Below are 20,173 nucleotides of genomic sequence, written 5' to 3'. Positions count from 1 at the left end.
TTATCCGGCCGTTGCGAATTTCGGCGATTTGAAAAGGCCGAGTTTTGGCTGATTCAAAACGCGAAAGTCGCCGCGCCTGATCGTCACGCCGTGCCGATCGAAGAATTCCAGCAAGTCGATGGCGAGCTTGCGTCCGCTGTCAAGACGATCGCGCAGATCCGCCACCGTCACGCGGCCTGAATTCTTTTCCGCAAGCTCTATCACGACGTCAAGTATTTCGACGACGGTTTCGCGCATAAAAAAATGATCCTGCGAAACCTCCTGGACCTTTCCCATCTTGGCAAGCGCTTTCAGCAGCCGGCGAATGTCGTACTCTGTCAGTGCAAGCCGCTCGCTGAGTTCTCTCACCCGCGATGGCCGGAAACGCTCCGTCCCCTCCAGAAGGGGTGAAAGCTTGCACCATACCCGCTCGTCGGGAACCGACAAATGCATCGCATGGGACGCAAGCCGCACCCAGGCACCTTCGATCACCACGCGCCGCGCGCTCACCAGTTGCTGAAGAAATCCCTTGAGCGCCGGCGCCGGCAATCTTGGATTCAGCCCGATCCTCAGCTTCTCGAACCCAAGACCAATCATCTCGGCATGATTCCGGTGATGATCCTCGAGAACCGCAAGAATATCGGCATCGAGCTTCTGGGCCGTTTCCCGTGAGATCGCAAGACGATCCGCTCCGTGTGGAAGCACTGTCAATCCCAAGTCGCGCACAAGAGCGTCTGTCTGAGTTTGCGACAAAGCACGGTCGCGCCCGAACGCTGTCAATGCAACGTAATAGGGGTGGACTGCGAGCAATCCGGCAAGCGTTTCCTTGAGGGATGGCTTCAGCAAGGCGTTGAGCTGCGAGACGCGCTGTGGTGAGCGCCGTTTGCGCGTCGGCCCCCGCAGATCGAGAAACCGCCCGCCCCCGATCGTCCGCTGATCCGATATGTCCCGGACGACGAAGCGTTCGCCGACGGTCGCGGCTGTCGGCCGATCGAGGACGAGCTGCACAAATCCATCGCTGCCTGGCGGCAGCGGACCGTCGGCCAGAATGACGGTACGAGCTACCACCTGCGCGGTGCCGTGATGAAGCTTGACCGGCGTCCAGTGCGGCAGAGGCCGCCGTTCGCTCGCCAACAAATGTAGATGGACGTCGAGACGGTCCGCGGGACAATGCAGGCCTGGATCCGCAATTACGTCGCCGCGCGAAATCGCCTCGCGGCTGACATCGGAGCCTACGAGATTGAGCGCGCAGCGATCGCCGCGGCGACCGATCTGTGTCTTGCGGTTTTGCGCATGAATGGAACGAACCTGTGCTCTAATTCCGGACGGGGTGACGACAACGTGCCCGCCTGTTTCGATCTGGCCCGACATCACGGCGCCAGTTACGATCGTTCCCATTCCGGTCAAGGTGAAACAGCGATCCACCGCCATGCGAAACCGGCCATCGCCGTGCGGCATGGATTCGACATCATACGCATCGAGGATCAATCGCCTTAATTCGTCGATGCCGTTTCCGGTAACGGTTGAAACCGGGACGATCGGAATATCGCCAAGGCTGGTGGATTCCAGCCGCTCTGCAATCTCGTCCGAGATCAAGGCCAGCCGTTCCACCTCCACGAGGTCCGATTTCGTCAATGCAACAACGCCGCGCGACAGGCCGAGCAGGTCGAGAATCTGCAGATGCTCCTCGGTCTGCGGTTTGATGCCCTCATTGGCGGCTACGACCAGCATAGCGAAATCAATGCCAGCAATACCGGCCAACATGTTGTGAATAAAGCGCTCATGACCGGGCACGTCGACGAAGCCGACCACACCACGCTCGGCCGTAAGGTAGGCGAAGCCGAGGTCTATCGAGATGCCTCGCGCTTTTTCTTCCTTCAGGCGGTCGGTATCGACGCCGGTGAGCGCCCGCACAAGGGCCGTCTTGCCGTGATCGATGTGTCCGGCGGTGCCGACGATCATTCCAGCGTCCTTGAGTCCAGATCGGTGCCCCCCCGCGCCAACTGCATGAAGTTCATCGAGAAGGCCGTCACGTCCTCCAGGCAACGCATGTCAAGAATGAGTGCATCGCTTTCAATGCGTCCGATGACGGGAATCGGCAGTCGTCGCAAAGCTGCCGCCAATTCGATCAGGGCTCTTCCGCTCCCCCGCGTCGAGCGGATCGCAAGACCAACACTTGCGATCTTTTCCGTCGGCATCGCGCCGGAACCGATCTCGCCATCACAGTCCGATATCTCGACTTTAAATTCCGCACCCAGTTGCTGGCGGGCGAGGGACAAAAGCTGCCGGGCGACGTCGCGCAACTCATCGCAAGAGCGGCGGATTAAACGATAGGTCGGCAGCCGCTGCGCAAGCCGGTCGGGATCGCGATACAACCGCAAAGTGGCCTCGAGCGCGGCCACGCGCATCTTGTCGATACGCATCGCGCGTTTCATCGGATTTCGATTGATCGCCGCAATCAGATCCTTGCGACCGGCGATAAATCCAGCCTGAGGGCCTCCCAACAATTTGTCTCCGGAAAAAGTCACCAGATCGATACCCTCACGGAGAATTTTGGAAACGGTCGGCTCGTGCGCCAGGCCGAATCTTTCAAGGCCGAGCAGGATGCCGGACCCCATATCGTACACGCTCGGCAGTTTCGCTTGCTGCGCAATGCACGCCATATCCGATGTGCCGACGGCCGTCGTGAATCCCCTGATCACATAGTTCGAGGTGTGAACCTTCAGCAGTAAACCTGTTTGCTCGTTGATGGCAGACGCGTAGTCGCCGGCATGTGTGCGATTGGTGGTCCCGACCTCATGCAAAATCGTTTCGGCTCTCTCCATGATCGCAGGCAGTCGGAAAGAGCCCCCGATCTCGATAAGTTCGCCACGCGACACAATTGTTTCACGTCGATGCGCCAGCGTATTCAGGACAAGGAAAAGAGCGGCAGCATTATTATTAACGACGGTCGCGTCCGCGGCGCCGGTCAATTCGCAGATCAGATCGCGGACGTGATCGTCTCTTTCCCCCCGCTGACCGCTGTCCAGATCGAATTCAAGCGAAACCGGATGACGCATGGCATCCGCGGCCGCCGCGATGGCCTCTTCGGCCAGGACAGCGCGACCGAGATTCGTGTGAAGAACGACGCCGGTCATATTGAAGACATGCTTCAGATGCGGCATCGCCATGGCCGTGGCATGCGCGGAAACTCTTTCTCCAAACTGCTCTGCGCTCGGCATCGCGCCTTCACCGCGGCCTCGCCTGACCTCGTCCACGACGACGCGCGCAGCAGCCAGGGTCGATGGCCGTCCGTACAGCGCGCAAGACTCCACGGCAGGAGCAGTTTTCATGATTTCATCGACAGATGGAATGCGACCGTGCGTTTCTCGACTCACGATTGGAAGTCCCGATCGTTCGGGATGGGTTCTTCATCTGCTCGCAGCGAGAAAATTTTCATCACGAACCTCACGGGCCACGTGTTCAGATCGATCAAATCCGGGTTGAACGTCACATCCTAAGCGAACTATCTCTGTCAACTAATCGACAGTACTTTCAAAGCTTGAGAAATTTTTGTTGACCTTGTGCAAGAGCCGACGTTCTCATAAGGGCGTGACATTGAAATCGGCTCCCGAGTCTCGGGGCTTGTGATACGGCGCTCGCACTCCAGTGACTGGGAGGGACTACGGCGCACCCGCTCGTGGCGGAACGTTTTGCAAAAGCCCGGTCCAAACGGATGTTTGGCATGGCTATTTCAGTGGTGGTGTCATCTCCGCTCGCACAAGCGGAGGAATATCCAGGCAAGGGAGCGATGACGGCTTCCACAATGACCCTCCACCTGACGTAGACAAGGATTTGCAACAATGATGTGGACTAGACGCAAGGTTCTCGGCACCGGATTAATGGCCGCCACGGCCGCAACGCTGACAACACCCAAAGCCATCGCAGGCGTGGTCTTCTCTCCCAAGCCGGGCGAGTGGAGCACCTATGAAGTGACGACCCGAATGGCGGTGCCGACCCACGGGAGCCCAGCGCAGGCATGGCTCCCGCTTCCCTCCATCCATGAAGAAGCCTGGTTCCGGTCCGGCGGCGACAGCGTAACTTCTAACGGCCATCATACGGACTGGCACGATCCGCAATCGCAGGCCAGAATGTTTCACGCGACATGGACCGGTGCCGAACCAGTCGCCGTTCTCGAGGTGACGAGCCGGTTGTCCCTGCGGGACCGCGCGATCGATTTGTCAAAGCCGATGGGCGCCTACAAGCTGTCCGAAGACGAACAGCGGCGCTACACCACCTCGAACGATCACATTCCGCTCGAAGGAATTGTTCGGGAAACTTCGGACAAGATCATTGCCGCAAGCGGCGCCAAACAACCGATCGAAAAGGCCCGCGCGATCTATCAGTGGATGGTCGAGAACACCTATCGCGAAGGCAGCGTGCGGGGCTGCGGCACCGGCAACATCGTCGTCCTGCTTCGGAGCGGCGATATCGGAGGCAAATGTGCCGATCTCAACGCCCTTTTCGTCGGCCTTGTACGGGCGCAAGGAATCCCTGCGCGCGATCTCTATGGAATCCGGATTGCGCCTTCCGCCTTCGGATACAAGAGTCTCGGTGCGAATTCGAGCAACGTCACCACGGCGCAACATTGCCGCTCGGAGGTGTTCCTGGCTGAATTCGGCTGGGTGCCGATGGATCCCGCCGACGTCCGCAAGGTCGCGCTCGAGGAGTCGACCGGCCATCTGTCCATCGACGACCCACTCGTGGTCGCCGCCCGGAAAACGCTTCTGGGCGCCTGGGAAGGCAACTGGATGCCATACAACACGGCCGACCTGATCGCCCTTCCCGGAGCCAAGTCCGGCACGCCGACATTCGTCATGTATCCAGAGGCGGAAACCGTCGCCGGCCGGCTGGATTGCCTCGACTCGCAAACATTCGCCTATACGATCACTTCAAAGAGGATCGCCTGAATTCCGCCCGGCGCGTCGTGTGCCGCTATTTGAGGAAAATCAGATGTCACGCCTTTCTCTCCATACGGTTGACGACGCGCCGGAAGCGGCTCAAGCAGGTCTTGAACTTGTCGTCAGCAGGAACGGCTTTCTGCCGAACTTGTTTCGAATCCTGGCGAACTCACCTGCGGCACTCGAAGCATACCACTCGCTGTCTGCTATCCTGACCAGGGGCAACTTCAACGTCGGCGAACGCGAAGCCATCCAGATCACCGCGGCGGCGACGCAGAAATGCGGCATCTGCGTCGCCGGCCACACGGCGCTGGCCTACCGCAAGGCTGGGCTGGAGCAGCAGGTGGTCGACGCGTTGCGCGACAGCAAGGACGTTCCTGATGCCCGGCTGGATGCGCTGGCTCACTTCACGCGCGCCATCCTGCAGCGACTCGGGAATGTCACGGACGACGAACTCAAAGCATTCTACGCAGCCGGATATGATGAGGGGGATGCAGTCGAGGTCATTCTTGGCATCAGCCTCGCAACGCTTTGCAACTTTACCAGCAATCTCGGCCGGCCCTCGCTCAACCCCGAGCTTGCGCCTTACGCCTGGAAAGACACCGCCGCGCAACCCGGCCGCTCCTAACGGTCATAGCGGGCGGATCGGCGTCTCGCCCCGGCATCTGCAACAGGAAGAGCCGCTCCTTCGGGCCGAAGGAGCGGCTCTTCTGTAGCCTCATGCGATGTCCTAGATCTCGGCTCCCAACCCGGTATGGGCGCGGACCGAAATCTCCTCGAAATTCTTGTCGTCTTGCGGATTCTGACTGATCATCAGCGATCCTATCACAGCACCGAGGAAACCGAGCGGCATAGTCACGATCGTTGGAACGACAAGCGGCCATAACGCGTGGGGACCCAAGAACGCAGGCCCGATCAGCGCCAGCGTCACCGAACTAACCAACCCCACAACCACAGCGCCGACCACGCCGCCGACGTTGAAGCGCCTCCAGAACAGCGAGAGGGCAACCACGGGGAAATTAGCGCTTGCGGCGATCGAAAAGCCGAGAATCACGAGAACCGCAACGTTCACGCCCTGCGCCGCGATCCCAAGAATGGTCGCAAACGCGCCGACGCACAGCACGGAAATCCGCGCGACGCGGACCTGAAACCTTTCCTCCACATGTCCGCCCTTGATCGCATTGACGTAGATATCATGCGCCACGGCTCCCGACGTTGCCAGCGTCAAACCGGCAACAGTGGCCAGGATGGTCGCCACCGCCACCGCAGAAACAAAGCCGAGCGTCATGTCACCGCCGAGTGTGTTGGCGCCGCCGCCAAGATATTGTGCGAGCAAAGGCATCGCCAGATTTCCTCCCTTGTCCGCCGCCCGGATGGCCTCGGGTCCGATGAAGTGTGCCGCGGCCAAGCCGAAGATCGCAGTCGCGATGAAGAAGGCGCCGGCAAGGAACATGACCCAGATCACAGAACGGCGCGCAGTCTTGGCGTCCGGCACAGTATAAAAACGTGTCATGACGTGCGGAAGACCGATGATGCCGCAGATGTAACTCAGCCCGAGCGACACTTGATCGAACGGGTTCTTCAAGTAGTTTCCAGCCTGCAGAAACTTCGGACCGTGCTCCCTTTCCGCGAGATTGAAATACTCGACAGGATTGAAGCCGACCGCCTTAAGGCAAAGAACAAGGACGACAAGACCGGCCGTCATCAGGAGAACAGCCTTGACAATCTGCACCCAAGTCGTCGCCAGCATGCCACCGAAGGCAACATAGACGATCATCGCCACGCCCACGAATGCGACTGCGAGGTTGTAGGGCAAGCCGAGCAGCAATTTGATAAGCACACCCGCGCCGGCCATTTGCGGAACGAGATAGGCCAAGTTCACCACAATGACCCCGATAGCTGTCATAATCAGGGCGGTACGACTTTCCATGCGGCACCTGACAATATCGCCCAGAGTGAACTTGCCGGCGTTCCGCAAGGGTTCAGCGAACAAGAGAATGGCGGTGCAAAATGCGACCAGAGGTCCGACCGCATAAAGTGCGCCATCCATTCCATAAAGAGCCGTCAGGCCGGTGAAGCCGAGAAAGGCAGCGGCGCTGCACCAATCGCCGGCAAGCGCCAGACCATTCTGGGAGGCGGTGAGAGAGCGTCCTGCCGCGTAGAATTCGCCCGTCGTTTTCGTTCGCTTGGCCGCCCAATAGGTGATGACGAGCGTCATCAAGATAACGGCGCCGAACATCCAGATGGTGATTGCGCTCATCGCAGCATCTCCCGCATATGAATTGACTTCACTGCTGCGTCTTTCAGAGGATCGAATTCCACCTCCGCAACACGCACATACCAGAGCGCCACGCCCCATGCGACGAAATAGGTCAGAAGAATAAGGGCGTAACCGATGGAGAACGAGCCGATGAGCTTGGCGTTCATGATTTGCGGCGCAAATCCCGCGAGGCCAGACAGCACAATGTAAGTGAGAAAATATAACAAAACAGCCGGACGTATTCGACTCGCCTTGGTTCGCAACAGATGCTGGAAATTTTGGTCATGATAGGCCGCCGACCAATTCGAATCCTTGTGATAGGCCGGAACGTCGATCGGGTTCGCCGCAGTCACACTGATATCCATTTTGTTTCCTCCCGCTGCCCCCTTTTGTCCGGCATCTTTTGATGCACTTCTGGGGGCAGCTTTCTGATTGACGACAGTCGTAAGTAACCTCGCTTCCCTGAAATCCTTTTTGCGACACGCCGGTTCAGGAGGCGATCGCAACCTCTTCATCAAAATTCTTAAGCGGCAGCGCCGCCAGGTATTTTTCAGCGTCGAGCGCAGCCATGCAGCCGCTGCCGGCGCTCGTAATGGCCTGCCGGTACACATGATCCTGAACGTCTCCGGCTGCGAACACGCCGGGTACGCTCGTGCAGGTGCTCCCGCCAGTGGCCCCTGCGCGCGTCACAAGATACCCGCTGGGCGTCATTTCAAGCTGGCCCTTGAAGATCCCGGTGTTCGGCTGATGGCCGATCGCGACAAACACGCCACGCACGTCAATAGTTGAGGTCGCATCGGTTCTTACATTGCGCAGCCTCGCCGATGTCACCGATACATTGTCACCGAGAACCTCGTCCAGCACGGTTTCGCGCATGATGGCGATCCGGCCTTCCGCTTCGGCGGCCAGCAGGCGATCTATCAGAATGGCCTCAGCACGGAATTTCTCCCGGCGATGGATGACCGTGACGCGCTTTGCTATATGAGACAGATACAGCGCCTCTTCGACGGCCGTGTTACCGCCGCCGACGACGCAGACATTTTCGTCCTTATAGAAGAAGCCATCGCACGTCGCGCAGCCCGAAACGCCGCGTCCGAGATAAAGCTGCTCCGACGGCAGACCGAGATACATCGCGGATGCGCCGGTCGCGATGATCAGCGCGTCAGTCGTATAGGTCGCCTTGGCGCTTCGCAGCACAAAGGGGCGTTTCTTCAGGGACACAGACGTGATCTGGTCCGTTATCATTTCCGTGCCGAACCGCTCGGCATGCTCTGCAAAACGCTTCATGAGTTGCGGGCCCTGCACGCCGAAGGGATCGCCGGGCCAGTTGTCGACATCCGTGGTCGTCATCAGCTGCCCGCCGCGCGCGAAACCGGTAATCAGGCGGGGCTTGAGATTGGCGCGAGCGGCATAGACTGCAGCGGTGTAGCCGGCGGGGCCCGAGCCAATGATCGTCAGTTTTGAATGCACTGTCCTATTCCTTAGCTTCGACGACTTGAGTGTGATGGAGAGCTAGGCCGATAGCAGTCAAATGTTTGACATGCCGAACAGGAGATAAGCCGGCGGCGGACCTGATCGCCGCCATCTTTCGCTGCCTATGGGTATCGCGCCGCAACACGCGAGTCGGACTATCGCTAACAATCTGTCAGCGCTCACAAAAAAGGACGTCTTCTTGCGAAGACGCCCGAGGCTTGGGGGATTCTCGGAACGGGGGATTTAAGCCGCGTTCTCCATTGTTTCGAGAACCGTCGGTAGTTCCTTCAGGGAAGCCACGACATGATCCGGGCCATGGCCGATGTCCTCTATCCGCATCCTGGTTGCCTTGAACATGGTGCTCGGGGAGATGACCGAAGCGTCGCGAATCTCCTTGTTGAGCGCCTTCGGCGTCACACGCTCGATCCTCGCGACGCGGAATCCGAAGCGCTTCGCACCACAGACGTCAAAACCGTTGGACGACACGAACAACACTTCGTCCCGCGCCAATCCCATCTGCGCATGCACCGGCTCATAGGCGCGCATATCTGGCTTGAATGCCTTCACGGGATCAACGCTGATCCAAGTTTCGAGATGCTTGTCCAAACCGCTGTTTCTGGTGAGCGCATCAAGCATTCCCGGACTGCCGTTGGACAGGATCGCGAGACGATAGCCTTGCAGGGCCATCAAGGCTTCCTTCGCGTCCGGATAAGGCTTTAGATTATTGTACGCTTCGGCGATCTCATCGAAATGCTTCTGATCTGCCGTCAATCCGATAGTCTTTAGCGTGTAGGAGAGCGCATCTCGCGTACAGGCCCAGAAATCCTGGTAATCGCCCATCATGGTCCGGAGCCAAGTGTATTCGAGCTGCTTCATGCGCCACACTTGCGTTATGTAATCCCCGAATCCTGGGAATGCCTTATCGGTGACTGCTGAAACTGTTTGGACGTCATACAGTGTCCCGTACGCGTCGAATACGATTCCCTTGATGGACATTGTTCGGCTTCTCCCTATTCCTCGTTACTATCTTCGTGTCGCACAGCTCGCGCCTCACAGGCCGATCAACTCCTTGATGCGTTCGATTTCAAAGCCCACGATGACTTCGCCGTCGATTACGGTCGTCGGGATGGTTTTCGACCCTAGCGAGATCAACTCTTTCCGAGCGTCAGTGTCCTCGTGGACGTTCTTCGGGATAAAATTGACATTGTTGTACTTCAGATACTCCATCTCCTCGTGGCAGGCGTTGCAGTTGTTTCCGTGATAGAGGGTGATATCCATAGCCGCCTCCTTGCTTCATACTTTATTCTGCGAGTGCATCGTGTAGCCGCTCTCGCCATATCCCCGCGGCACCATTGCGCGGGCGATCATCCAGTTCGGATCCTTCTTCCGGTCGGTCGTTTCGATCACACGGCCTCTTGCCGCAACGATGAGACTTCCCATTCGCGTTTCGTACCAGAGCCAATCATTGTACTCGGTCGAGTTTTCAGAACTCTGCCCTTTACGCTCCGACAGCTTCGCTTCGAGATAGTAAGCCTTCAGGTCGTCGGCGCAGAGCCTGACGAACGCATTCTGCGCGACCGCGCCGTTGTCCGTCCCCTGCGAAAGCCCGGCCGGAACTGCGAGTTCCTTTCCGTTCACGTAGTCATGCAGCCTCTTCGCCGCGATCTCGATGGTGCCCGGCGTCACCTCCGAATAGCCGACCTGGGTCCGCCCGCTGTGATCGCGCATGTAATCGTCGTGATGTGCCTTCAGCGCGGCGATCTCCGCACAGACACTCACGAAGTCTCCATCATACCTAGCGATCTCCCTTGCCGCCGGCTCCTCTTCGCTCGCCAGAGCGTCGTCGAAGTTGCAGCCTTTCGTGCCGCATTTCTGCCCAATCTTCTGATTGCGAGCGTCGAGAGGTTCCTCATCCTTGGTCAGGACAAGGTCTTCGAGCACGGGTCCTTCCGGCCTGCTCAGCAGATCCAGCATCGCAAAAATGACCTTGCGCTGAATCGCCTTGTTGTTCGGCGCACCGAGCGGGCGTCCGAAGGGAAATGGCACCCACAATGCGCGCGGCGGCTTCACCTTTTCCGCGAACCCGCGGAACAGGCTGATGGACACGGTGCTGACACCCTGTGCTTCGATCTGACGCTGGATCACACTCACGGTGTGAGGACAGAGTGGTCAGGTAGGGACCATCAGGGCGATGTCGACGCCCACCTCTTTCAACTGACGCCCGACGTCGGGCGCCGAATTTTCGATCAACGGGTCAACATTGAAGATCGCGCCCATAAAGGCGAAATATTTGTCGGCCAGCGAGCCGATCACGCCCTCGGCCACAAGCTCGCGCAGCCGGTCGGCTGGGAAAATCACGTTCACGTCCATCGCGAAGCCGGAGCGGTCCCAGTTCGTGCTGGTATGCGAAAATGTCAACTCGCGCGCCGGCGTATCGGAAGGAATCACGCGATAACTCGTATCGCCTTCCGCATTTGAAAGGTCGAACGGCTTGTCCGACTTCCGGATGAGGCCCGAGGAGGTGACGATCGCAACCTTGCACTCGCGCAACGGCTTCGTCAGTGGCGTCCAAGGCGGCGGGCCATCTTCGCGGCATTTGAAATTCGCGAAAAACTGCTGGGAATCCGGATCGAGATCTTCAAAACGAGGCATTTATGGCTCCGCATTGACGCCGCAACGATTTCAACCCGAACGGTTTAGGTGAACGGCTGCGTCATAGCTGTCTTTCAGTTGACAGCCCGAAACGGAGCGCCGAATACAATAAGGTGCATGTATTACTGGCATGCCAGTCTGGCACCTGCGTTCGGCTTCGGAATGCTGGAGCGGCCATATCGGTGCAAGGAAAGAGCACGAGTCGCATGGCAAGCCGTCCTTTCCCAACGTTCCATCTGGCTGCATCAAACGGTAGCCCGAATGAGGCTGTGGCTCACGACATTCTCGATCGGCTGAGCTGGAGGGAAGACATTCTTGGCAATATCGGCCCACAGGAGCGGGACGAGTTGATGAAGCGTGGAGTTGTGAAGAAATATCGCAACGGTGAGCTCGTCTTTTCCCAGGGCACCGCCCACCAATATACCTACTTCATCCTTCGCGGCGTGATCCGATCGTCATACATCTCTCACAATAGCAAGGAATACACCGTCGCCTACTGGTCGAAAGGTGACGTCGTGGGCGGGCCGTACTTCATCAACGATGCCACCACCTATCTGTGGTCGGGTTATGCCAACGAGCCGACGGAGGTGCTTGCGATATCAGGTGCGCGCCTGCGTGAACTCGCCCTCGAGATGCCGGCGCTTGCCATCGCCATGCTCGATGCGATGAGCTTCAAGCTGCACTGGTTTTCGCTTCTCCTGCAGGTGATGGGCACACAATCGGTCGAGGGCCGGCTCGGTATCCTGTTGCTGGGCCTCGCCGCGGCCTACGGCGCCGAAACCGAGGAAGGCTTGCTAATCCGGTACGCATTTACCCAATCGGACCTTGCAAAGATGATCGGCGTGAGCCGCCAGTGGGTCAACAACGCCTTGGGGCATTTCCAGCGCAAGGGTGCACTCTCGATCGTCAAGGGCCGCTTCCTGATCCGTAACAAGACAGTCCTCAAGGAGTCGCTGGGGCCTGTCGAATAATTGATAGCCATGCCGTGCATGGCGTTGTTCGATCCCTCATCGCCATGCAGATGTGTCGTTGCTGTTGCTGACGTCAGCATCTGCTCCCCTGATGGAGTAGGAAATGTCCAACTACAATATTCTCATTCTCGGCGCGTCATATGGCTCGCTGCTTGCGTCGAAGATTTTGTTCGGCGGCCATTCGGTCAAGCTTGTGTGCCTGCCCGCGGAAGCGGACCTGATCAACTCGGAAGGTTTTCGTGTCCGCATGCCGGTGCGTGGCCGCAAGGATCAGGTGGAAATCGATTCGCGCAAGCTGCCCGGCAAGGTTTCCGCTGCTGGCGCTGGCGATGTCGATCCGAAGGATTACGACTTGATCGGGCTGGCGATGCAGGAGCCGCAATACGGCTCACCGGGCGTGCGCGAACTGCTCGATGCGGTCGCGAAGTCGGGCGTGCCTTGCATGTCAATCATGAACATGCCGCCGCTGCCCTACATGCAGCGCATTCCCGGACTGAACGCTACGACTTTGAAACCAGCGTTCACCGCTCCCGAGGTCTGGCAGAATTTCGATGCCGGAAAATTGACGCTTTGCAGTCCCGACCCGCAAGCGGTGCGTCCGCCGGAGGAGAAGATCAACGTGCTGCAGGTGACGCTGCCGACCAATTTCAAGGTTGCGCGCTTCGACGATGAGAGAAGCAATGACATCCTGAAACAGTTGGAAAAGGACATCGATTCGGTGCGTTTCGATACGCCGAAAGGCAAGATCGAGCTGCCGGTAAAGCTGCGCTTCCACGAATCTATCTTTGTCCCTCTCGCCAAATGGGCCATGTTGATGGCTGGCAATTATCGCTGCATCACAGATGACGGCATGCGCACCGCGCAGGAAGCCGTTTACTCTGATCTGGAAGAATCACGCTCGGTCTACAACTTCGTGGTGGACGTCTGCGTCAAGCTCGGCGCTGCGCCCGGAGACATGGTGCCGTTCGAGAAATATGCCGCCGCGGCCGAGAGCCTGAGCCGCCCGGCATCAGCGGCGCGTGCAATCAACAACGGTGCGCCGAACATCGAACGCGCCGACAAGCTGGTCCAGCTGGTGGCGAAGGACAAGGGCATGATTCATCCCGTTCTCGATGCCATCGTTGCACGCGTCGACCGCCGGCTGGAAGCCAATCGCAAGGCCAAAGCGGCGGCATAAGTCAGACACCGTCGAGTCGTTCGTTGTACAGACAAGCGGCACCGTCGGACGGAGCAGAGGCTTTGTCCGACGAATCTCGTAAATCGACCATTACATTTGACACCCACGCCGTATCCGGTAGCGCAGCGTTATCAACGTAAAGACATCCACCGGAGTCTAGCGCTAAAGTTGCTTCCGGACCACTACAGCTTCGTTTGGTAATTGACGCGGGGATACACGTTCCGAAACTCAGTCCAGTGTGTGTGCCCTTGCCATTACATGGTTTGAAACAACTACAACGCGGCGAAATTGGTTCATGCTAGAACATAGCTCATTGCTATGGCATCCGAAGGCACCTGCCATCTCGGAGACCGCCGACACAGAGCACGTTGGTGTCACGTCAGATTAGTCGCCCGGCCTTATTTGCGCGGCAGGAACCATGAAGGTACTAACGATACGGCTTAATCGTTCGTCATCGCTCGCCTGTAAGACTTTTCTCAACATCCGAATCGCACTTCCGGTTGCCGTGCTGTTCCAGAACCAGTCCCTGAGCTGTTTGCTCGACGGCTTTCTTTCACCTGCCGCCGCCTCTAAGCAATAAGCTTTTAGATCGTCCACGCAGAAACGCAGCATCATTGGCGCCGACAGATCGCTCCATGGGCTTGGCCTCGCATCCCCCGTCATCCAGCCTGCGACGTAACGGGCGCATTGACCAATAGGCAATCTAGCAAGTCCGACCGTAGTGCGATTGTGCCGAGCGATCCATCGTTCATGCACATGTGCTAGCCTCCGAATTTCTTCCTCCATCAGTTCGGCAAGCCTAGCGTTCGGTCTTCCCGCGGCAAAACTGTCGGTCGATGGAGGCTGCCAAGTTCCATCCGCAACGCTACGCGGATCTTCTTCGCGAAAGTCTTCAAGAATGCCCGGACCGTCCTCGCGCTCAAGCAACCGTAGGGCGGTTCGAATTACTTGCTTCTGAAAAACTGGATCGCTTGGCGGTCCAATGGGGCGGCCGAGTTCGAACGGTACCCATAACGCGCGTGGCGGTCTGGTGTTTTCCGTTTGCGGTCGAATAAGACTAATCGCAACCGTTGCGATGCCTTCCTCTTCGAGATAGTGAGCCAGCGCGCTCACGGCGCGCGAACAGATGGGTCAGACAGGACAGAGCAGGATTGCTTCGACGTCTTCTTGCTTCAATCTGACCGCCAGCTCACGAACATGACCTTCGGCTTCGGTCGGATCGATCGCCCCCATAAACGAGTAATGCGTCTCGGCAACTGAGCCAATGAAACCCTCCTCCGCAAGCTCCAGCAGGCGGTCCAAAGGAAAGATCACGTTCCAGTCTTCCTGAAAAGCGGTGCGATCGAAATTAATCGAAATATGGCTGCACAGAACGTCGGCAGCGGACGTCCCTAAGGGGATAGCTCGATAATCGGCGTCACGTCCACGAAATGGAGCAGCTTCGCCTTTGACAAAAAGTCCGGCGGAAGAGATGGCTGCTATCCGACGTAAGGCGAGCGGCGGCCCGCTTACCCATGGCGTGGTCTGGAAATCTGGACATTCCAAGTCAGCGAGACGTTTGGCTTGTCCTTCAGGTAGATCCGTCAGCCGTACCAATTCTCAACTCCCTGATTACCTACCGGTCGCCTAACCATCAAGCGCCTGGACTACGATGAACACCTTTTGCCACCACGGACTTCGCTAGTTTGGCAGCAAAAGTACACGGCATGAAGTAATTTTCCGAGCACATCGGCGAATTTGTTCTTAGATCTCGGAATAACGACCGCCTTTTTACCGAGCGCTTCAAGATAAACTTGCGCCGCGCAGATGGCGGCGTCCGTCGCACGAGATCAGCTAAGCCGAAGACCATCGCGCGAGAAAAGAGATTCGGAAGCTAACTGCCCCGTACCGGTGCTGACGCTTAACTGCAGAGCGCTATTAACGAAATGGCTGTATTTACGTGGGACCAGCATCGCCTGCCCGAAGCAGCAGCCTTCTTCCGATTCGCCTCCAAACGTTTGTCGACAAGGGCCACGATGGCGTCGAGCACGGGGTGGCTCATGCCAATCTCGCGGGCCGTCAACTGCACCAGCTTGTCGGCACGCTCGATGTTCGGCGCGCCGTTGTTGAGCGCGCGCGCGGCGGAGGCCGGACGCGACAGACTTTCCGCTGCCGCAGCGTATTTCTCGAACGGCACCATGTCGTCGCGCGAAGCCCCGAGCTTGACGCAAACATCCACCACGAAATTGTAGATCGAGCGCGATTCCTCGAGATTGGAGTGAACCGCCTCCTGCGCGGTGCGCATGCCGTCCGGCGTGATGCAGCGATAATTGCCTGCCATCAGCATCGCCCATTTTGCGAGCGGCACGAACAGCGAATCGTGGAAGCGCAGCTTCACCGGCAGCTCGATCTTGCCCTCCGGTGCGTCAAAACGTATCGCCTGGATGTCCCGCTCGAGATTGCGGAGTCGCGTAGAGCTGGCGGACCAGAGTGATTGCGTGATCACGCACTAGCGCGCGAGATTGGTGCCATCGTTTTTTTAGTTGTGCGCGTACCGATGTTGCTGCTTGCATTCCTTGGGCCAGATCGAAGAAGTTTGTGCCAAAATCCCTAATGCGCGCGGTAACAGAACGGATACCCATATCTGAGATGTCCAGACTAACTGCCGATGCGACTGTCACCCGCATGGTTTCCCCGCCCATCGAAACCGGACCAGTCGTTGCATACGCTCTGGTTCTTCAGCTTCGAGCCCGAGCTTTTCTGGATCGACGACAATCGCCTCGGTATCCAGCAGAAATATGCGATCACCGATCTCTACCAAAGCCATCGCACCCACGCCGGCATCGCACGGCTTACGAGTAGAGGGGAATTACTCCACTGTACGTAGGTAATGAGGCGGAGATTAGCTGGATCATTAGCATCGACCGGAGTGATCACCGTTACGTCGTGACGATCTTCGAGACCCATAGCAAATGCTGATGCGCGAGCAATCTCATCAAGCGTCTGATTTCCAGTCCCGATCTGAGGTGGATTGGATCGTATCTGAATCGCTCGGGGTTGTCCGTCCAAGCTTTGCAGATGGCCTCATATGGCGTGAGGCCTTGTAAAGTCTCCAATCGCTTGGCGAAGTTTATCCGCTTCTTCGTGTTGCGAAGCAGGGATGCATTCGTCGGTCATTTGGATTGGCATTCTGTCGGCGGCGACAGAACGTTCTCTCCATCGACACGCGGCCGTCCGGCACGATACGCAGCTCGTGCGGCCTTCAGGGCACCTTCTGTCATAACCAAAGGACATGCAAACTATAACTAACGCGAGTGCGAGGTGATCTGAGCGATGAGCTACAATCAGGAACTATCGGGGCAAGCAAAAAGTGGTGCAACTGAACATGTTGGCAGGATGGCAAGCAAGGCATCCGACGAGCGGAAGTGTCGACAAGGCACACTTCTGCTCGGGTATGGTATCGGGGCAAAGAGCTTTAATGGCGCCCCTGTCCAACAGTGTGGGTGCGAGTCAAGCATACGAGTGCCATTTCCGCGACGCGCTGGAGCGTCTGCACGGCGAGCAGCGCTACCGCGTCTTCGCTGACATCGAGCGCATCGCCGGTCGCTTCCCGGCCGCCAAATGGCGCCGGTCCGACGGGACGGTCACCGAGATCACGGTATGGTGTTCGAACGACTACCTGGGCATGGGGCAGCATCCTGAGGTCGTTGCTGCAATGACGGCGACGGCACACCGCTGCGGTGCAGGAGCAGGCGGAACCCGCAACATTGCCGGGAATCATTCACCGTTAGTCGACCTGGAGAGCGAGATTGCCGACCTGCACGACAAGGAAGCGAGTCTCGTCTTCACCTCCGGTTACGTATCGAACCAAGCCGGCATCTCAACAATCGGTAAGCTGATTCCAGACTGCGTAGTCTTGTCTGACGCTTTGAACCACAACTCGATCATCGAGGGCGTGCGCCAATCAGGCTGCGAGAAGCGGGTTTTCCGGCACAACCATCTCGGTCACCTCGAGACGTTGCTGCGTGAGGCCGGTGACCGTCCCAAGCTCATCGTGTTCGAGTCCGTGTACTCGATGGATGGCGACGTGTCGCCGATCGGCGCAATCTGCGACCTTGCGGATCAGTACGGCGCGATGACCTACCTCGATGAAGTTCACGCGGTCGGCCTCTATGGTCCTCGTGGAGGAGGGATTAGCGAGCGCGACGGGCTGATGCACCGTGTGACTGTAATTGAGGGCACTCTCGCCAAGGGATTCGGTTGCGTCGGCGGCTATATTGCGGCCTCGCAGGTGATCTGTGATGCGGTGCGCAGCTTCGCTCCCGGATTCATCTTCACCACGGCGATGCCTCCGCCAGTTGCAGCCGCGGCTCTTGCTTCCCTGCGTTACCTCAAGCACTCAAGTGCCGAGCGCGAAGCGCATCAACGACAGGCCGCTGCAACGAAGGCTGCACTACGAGCCGCCGGGCTTCCGGTTCTGCCTACCGAGACCCACATTGTTCCGATTGTCGTGGGTGACGCAAAGCTTTGCAAGGCTGCCGCCGACCACCTCTTGGAGCGCCATGCTATCTACATCCAGCCGATCAATTATCCGACCGTCCCCCGAGGCACAGAGCGCCTGCGCATTACCCCCTCGCCATTTCACGGTGAGGAGCACATAGCAAAACTCGCAGCTGCGCTCGCCGAGACCTGGGATACTCTCTCTCTTGCCTGAGAGCCGTTCTATGGGAGCGCCTCCTTCGCAGCCATCTCCTCCCGGGCCGTGCATCGAGCGAGCGACAGTTACTTGGCGGCGCAGACCATGCTCGGAATGCGTCGCGCGTCCCAGGTTGCGGCTGAGCAAGCGAAGGCCGACGGTGTCGATTCCAGAAAAGCTGACTGGCGGCGTCCGCGCCACTTTTTCGGCACGCCTCTGGAAAAAAATGTGATGTCCCTCGATCGAGTTCCTTTTCGCGCGTCCAATTTGCGTGACTCATTCCATAACACACCTTGTTGGCCTCCTTGCCACCGGGTGCTCACAGTTTTGGCCTTCTACGTGGCCCCCGCCATCCTGATCTGGAGCGTCAGCGCTCCCATGACATGGTCACGCACAGCACCATGGTTGCTGGGTCGACGAATTACAGACCTGGGCAATTCTTTCAAAGGCGCGCGCTTACACTTCAATGCTCTGGCCAAGAGCGCTCTCTCGGACGAGCCACGGGCCACACGTTGGAAAAAAGCGACCTGAACGCGACAATGACTAGCCGGAAACGAAAATGGACATCAAGCAGTCGTGCCGTCTCCTGATCGAGGATCTGTCCGTCGCGCGCGGTGAGCGCGTGGTTCTCGGCGACGTTTCCTTGCGACTGGCCGCTGGGGAAATTGCCGAAGTGACGGGCTCGAACGGCGTAGGCAAATCTACTCTTTTGCGTGCGATTGCCGGCTTCTTGCCGCTGGCATCCGGCCGCATGTGTTGGGAGGAGGAGACTGGAGCCAAAGATCCGGCGCCTCTCGCAGAGCGACTCCACTATGTCGGCCATCTCGATGGGCTAAAATCTGCGCTGACCGCGCGCGAAAATCTTCAGCTCGGCCTAACGATCTTAGGGGGGAGCCGCCTGACCCCGTCAGAGGCGCTGGACCGGATCGATCTGGCCCATGTTCTGGACCTGCCGGTCGGCTATCTCTCGGCAGGGCAGCGCCGCCGGGTTGCATTGGCCCGACTCTTGGTCGCCTATCGTCCCCTATGGCTGCTCGACGAGCCACTGACCGCGCTCGACCGGCACGCGCGGGCCTTGCTGAAAACTATTGTAGCCGACCACCTCGGAAGCGGCGGCTTGATGGTCGTAGCAACGCACGAACCGCTCGGTCTGCCGGGAACACTCGAAATCAGGCTCGAGGCGAAGTGAGCAGCGTGCCGTTGGAATATGTTCGTCCGCTGGGCGCCGGTTCATCCGGGAGCCAAGATGAAGATCGCGTCCCACCTCCCATTCCGTGGGTGCAGTCGCGCCGCGATGGCGACACCAGGTGGAGACCATGACCCGCATCCTCCTTGCCGTTTTTCTTCGTGACCTCATGCTGGCGCGGCGCGTTGGTGGCGGCGGGGTCCTCGGCATAATCTTCTTCCTCAGTCTCATCACGATCGTGCCTTTCGCGATCGGACCCGACTTGAATTTGCTGGGGCGCATTGGTCCGGCCATTCTGTGGATAGCGGCGCTACTCGCGAGTCTTTTAGGCCTTGACCGCCTGTTCCAAGCCGATCACGAGGACGGTTCTCTAGACCAGATGCTGCTGTCGCCGGCGCCCTTGGAGCTCATTGTCCTCGTAAAGTGTCTGGCCCACTGGTTCGTCACGGGGCTGCCGCTCGTGATCCTCTCTCCCTTGTTCGGCCTGATGTTGAACTTAGACGGCCCGGCGCTCCGAGCAGTAGCAATAACTCTGTTGGTTGGTACGCCGGCCTTGACCTTTCTGGGCGCAATCGGAGCCGCCCTCACCGTCACGTTGCGACGCGGCGGCCTTCTGCTCTCGATCCTCGTCGTGCCATTAGCCGTACCGGTTCTGATCTTCGGCGTCTCGGCGGCGGAGAGCGGCACAGTGCCTTTTTTAACCCCCTTGGTGATCCTCTGCGCGCTCAGCCTCGCATCCTTCGCGCTCTCTCCAATTGCCGCCGCCGTCACGCTTCGCGGGGCGGGAGAATAACGAGCGCCGCTTCGAAAAAGGCTCGTTGTTAAGGAGGGGCGGTTCAGCCGAAACGACATCGCGTCGG

General features: G+C 58.5%; 18 protein-coding genes and 2 pseudogenes. 8 read left to right on the top strand and 12 right to left on the bottom strand.

Annotated elements, in window-relative coordinates:
* On the bottom strand, nucleotides 1-1,941 hold the full coding sequence (gene selB, locus HMPREF9697_RS15165; RefSeq protein WP_002718117.1) for a selenocysteine-specific translation elongation factor: 1,941 nt from the start codon (nucleotides 1,939-1,941) through the stop codon (nucleotides 1-3).
* Entirely contained in the window at nucleotides 1,938-3,311 is a 1,374-nt protein-coding gene (selA, locus tag HMPREF9697_RS15160; RefSeq protein ID WP_002718116.1) for an L-seryl-tRNA(Sec) selenium transferase, read from the bottom strand. The genes selB and selA overlap by 4 nt, the downstream gene beginning before the upstream one ends.
* Nucleotides 3,312-3,821: 510 nt before the next feature.
* On the opposite strand from selA, the gene HMPREF9697_RS15155 reads away from it, so the two are divergent.
* Nucleotides 3,822-4,928 carry a transglutaminase-like domain-containing protein gene (locus HMPREF9697_RS15155; RefSeq protein ID WP_002718115.1) on the top strand — a complete coding sequence of 369 codons (1,107 nt, stop codon included), beginning with the start codon at nucleotides 3,822-3,824 and terminating at the stop codon, nucleotides 4,926-4,928.
* Between the two features lie 43 nt (nucleotides 4,929-4,971).
* Entirely contained in the window at nucleotides 4,972-5,547 is a 576-nt protein-coding gene (locus HMPREF9697_RS15150; protein ID WP_002718114.1) for a carboxymuconolactone decarboxylase family protein, read from the top strand.
* Nucleotides 5,548-5,649: 102 nt separating this feature from the next.
* Here the strand turns inward: HMPREF9697_RS15150 and HMPREF9697_RS15145 are convergent, their stop codons facing one another.
* The 6 genes from HMPREF9697_RS15145 to HMPREF9697_RS21555 all read right to left on the bottom strand — a co-directional run bounded on the left by HMPREF9697_RS15145 (nucleotide 5,650) and on the right by HMPREF9697_RS21555 (nucleotide 11,304).
* On the bottom strand, nucleotides 5,650-7,179 hold the full coding sequence (locus HMPREF9697_RS15145; RefSeq protein ID WP_002718113.1) for a solute symporter family protein: 1,530 nt from the start codon (nucleotides 7,177-7,179) through the stop codon (nucleotides 5,650-5,652).
* On the bottom strand, nucleotides 7,176-7,544 hold the full coding sequence (locus tag HMPREF9697_RS15140; protein ID WP_002718112.1) for a DUF485 domain-containing protein: 369 nt from the start codon (nucleotides 7,542-7,544) through the stop codon (nucleotides 7,176-7,178). Before HMPREF9697_RS15140 ends, HMPREF9697_RS15145 begins: the two co-directional genes overlap by 4 nt.
* A gap of 124 nt (nucleotides 7,545-7,668) precedes the next feature.
* The gene (gene trxB / locus HMPREF9697_RS15135) at nucleotides 7,669-8,649 is read right to left on the bottom strand and encodes a thioredoxin-disulfide reductase (protein ID WP_002718111.1); all 981 of its coding nucleotides are present in this window, start codon (nucleotides 8,647-8,649) and stop codon (nucleotides 7,669-7,671) included.
* Nucleotides 8,650-8,895: 246 nt separating this feature from the next.
* Entirely contained in the window at nucleotides 8,896-9,648 is a 753-nt protein-coding gene (locus tag HMPREF9697_RS15130) for a haloacid dehalogenase type II (protein ID WP_002718110.1), read from the bottom strand.
* 54 nt (nucleotides 9,649-9,702) lie between these two features.
* Complete coding sequence (locus tag HMPREF9697_RS15125) at nucleotides 9,703-9,930, bottom strand: glutaredoxin family protein (RefSeq protein ID WP_002718109.1); 228 nt, start codon at nucleotides 9,928-9,930, stop codon at nucleotides 9,703-9,705.
* Between the two features lie 15 nt (nucleotides 9,931-9,945).
* Entirely contained in the window at nucleotides 9,946-11,304 is a 1,359-nt protein-coding gene (locus HMPREF9697_RS21555; RefSeq protein ID WP_240679513.1) for a glycine/sarcosine/betaine reductase selenoprotein B family protein, read from the bottom strand.
* A 206-nt stretch (nucleotides 11,305-11,510) separates the two neighbouring features.
* Between HMPREF9697_RS21555 and HMPREF9697_RS15110 the strand changes: the two genes are divergently transcribed.
* The gene (locus HMPREF9697_RS15110; protein WP_002718106.1) at nucleotides 11,511-12,275 is read left to right on the top strand and encodes a Crp/Fnr family transcriptional regulator; all 765 of its coding nucleotides are present in this window, start codon (nucleotides 11,511-11,513) and stop codon (nucleotides 12,273-12,275) included.
* Nucleotides 12,276-12,378: 103 nt separating this feature from the next.
* Entirely contained in the window at nucleotides 12,379-13,452 is a 1,074-nt protein-coding gene (locus tag HMPREF9697_RS15105; protein WP_002718105.1) for a hypothetical protein, read from the top strand.
* Between the two features lie 384 nt (nucleotides 13,453-13,836).
* Here the strand turns inward: HMPREF9697_RS15105 and HMPREF9697_RS21045 are convergent, their stop codons facing one another.
* The 3 genes and pseudogenes from HMPREF9697_RS21045 to HMPREF9697_RS15085 all read right to left on the bottom strand — a co-directional run.
* Complete coding sequence (locus tag HMPREF9697_RS21045; RefSeq protein ID WP_147293865.1) at nucleotides 13,837-14,565, bottom strand: hypothetical protein; 729 nt, start codon at nucleotides 14,563-14,565, stop codon at nucleotides 13,837-13,839.
* Nucleotides 14,566-14,583: 18 nt separating this feature from the next.
* The gene (locus tag HMPREF9697_RS21550) at nucleotides 14,584-15,048 is read right to left on the bottom strand and encodes a glycine/sarcosine/betaine reductase selenoprotein B family protein (RefSeq protein WP_244597782.1); all 465 of its coding nucleotides are present in this window, start codon (nucleotides 15,046-15,048) and stop codon (nucleotides 14,584-14,586) included.
* A 304-nt stretch (nucleotides 15,049-15,352) separates the two neighbouring features.
* Nucleotides 15,353-15,913: pseudogene (locus HMPREF9697_RS15085) on the bottom strand (hypothetical protein); the annotation flags it as partial.
* Nucleotides 15,914-16,150: 237 nt separating this feature from the next.
* Here HMPREF9697_RS15085 and HMPREF9697_RS15080 point away from each other — a divergent pair.
* Nucleotides 16,151-16,318 (top strand): hypothetical protein, encoded by a 168-nt coding sequence (locus HMPREF9697_RS15080; protein ID WP_244597780.1) that lies wholly within the window; start codon nucleotides 16,151-16,153, stop codon nucleotides 16,316-16,318.
* A gap of 52 nt (nucleotides 16,319-16,370) precedes the next feature.
* Here HMPREF9697_RS15080 and HMPREF9697_RS21545 read toward each other — a convergent pair.
* A pseudogene (locus HMPREF9697_RS21545) lies at nucleotides 16,371-16,562 on the bottom strand (hypothetical protein); the annotation flags it as partial.
* A 347-nt stretch (nucleotides 16,563-16,909) separates the two neighbouring features.
* Here HMPREF9697_RS21545 and hemA point away from each other — a divergent pair.
* From hemA to ccmB, 3 genes are all read left to right on the top strand, one after another.
* On the top strand, nucleotides 16,910-18,145 hold the full coding sequence (hemA, locus tag HMPREF9697_RS15075) for a 5-aminolevulinate synthase (RefSeq protein ID WP_002718101.1): 1,236 nt from the start codon (nucleotides 16,910-16,912) through the stop codon (nucleotides 18,143-18,145).
* Nucleotides 18,146-18,686: 541 nt separating this feature from the next.
* Nucleotides 18,687-19,316, top strand: a complete 630-nt coding sequence (gene ccmA / locus HMPREF9697_RS15070; RefSeq protein ID WP_002718100.1) for a heme ABC exporter ATP-binding protein CcmA — start codon at nucleotides 18,687-18,689, stop codon at nucleotides 19,314-19,316.
* Between the two features lie 127 nt (nucleotides 19,317-19,443).
* A complete protein-coding gene (gene ccmB, locus HMPREF9697_RS15065) occupies nucleotides 19,444-20,106 on the top strand; it encodes a heme exporter protein CcmB (protein ID WP_002718099.1) in 663 nt (220 codons plus the stop codon).
* Nucleotides 20,107-20,173 lie beyond the last annotated feature (67 nt).

Source organism: Afipia felis ATCC 53690, assembly GCF_000314735.2.
Taxonomy (GTDB): domain Bacteria; phylum Pseudomonadota; class Alphaproteobacteria; order Rhizobiales; family Xanthobacteraceae; genus Afipia; species Afipia felis.
This window is presented reverse-complemented; position numbering and strand designations above follow the sequence as displayed.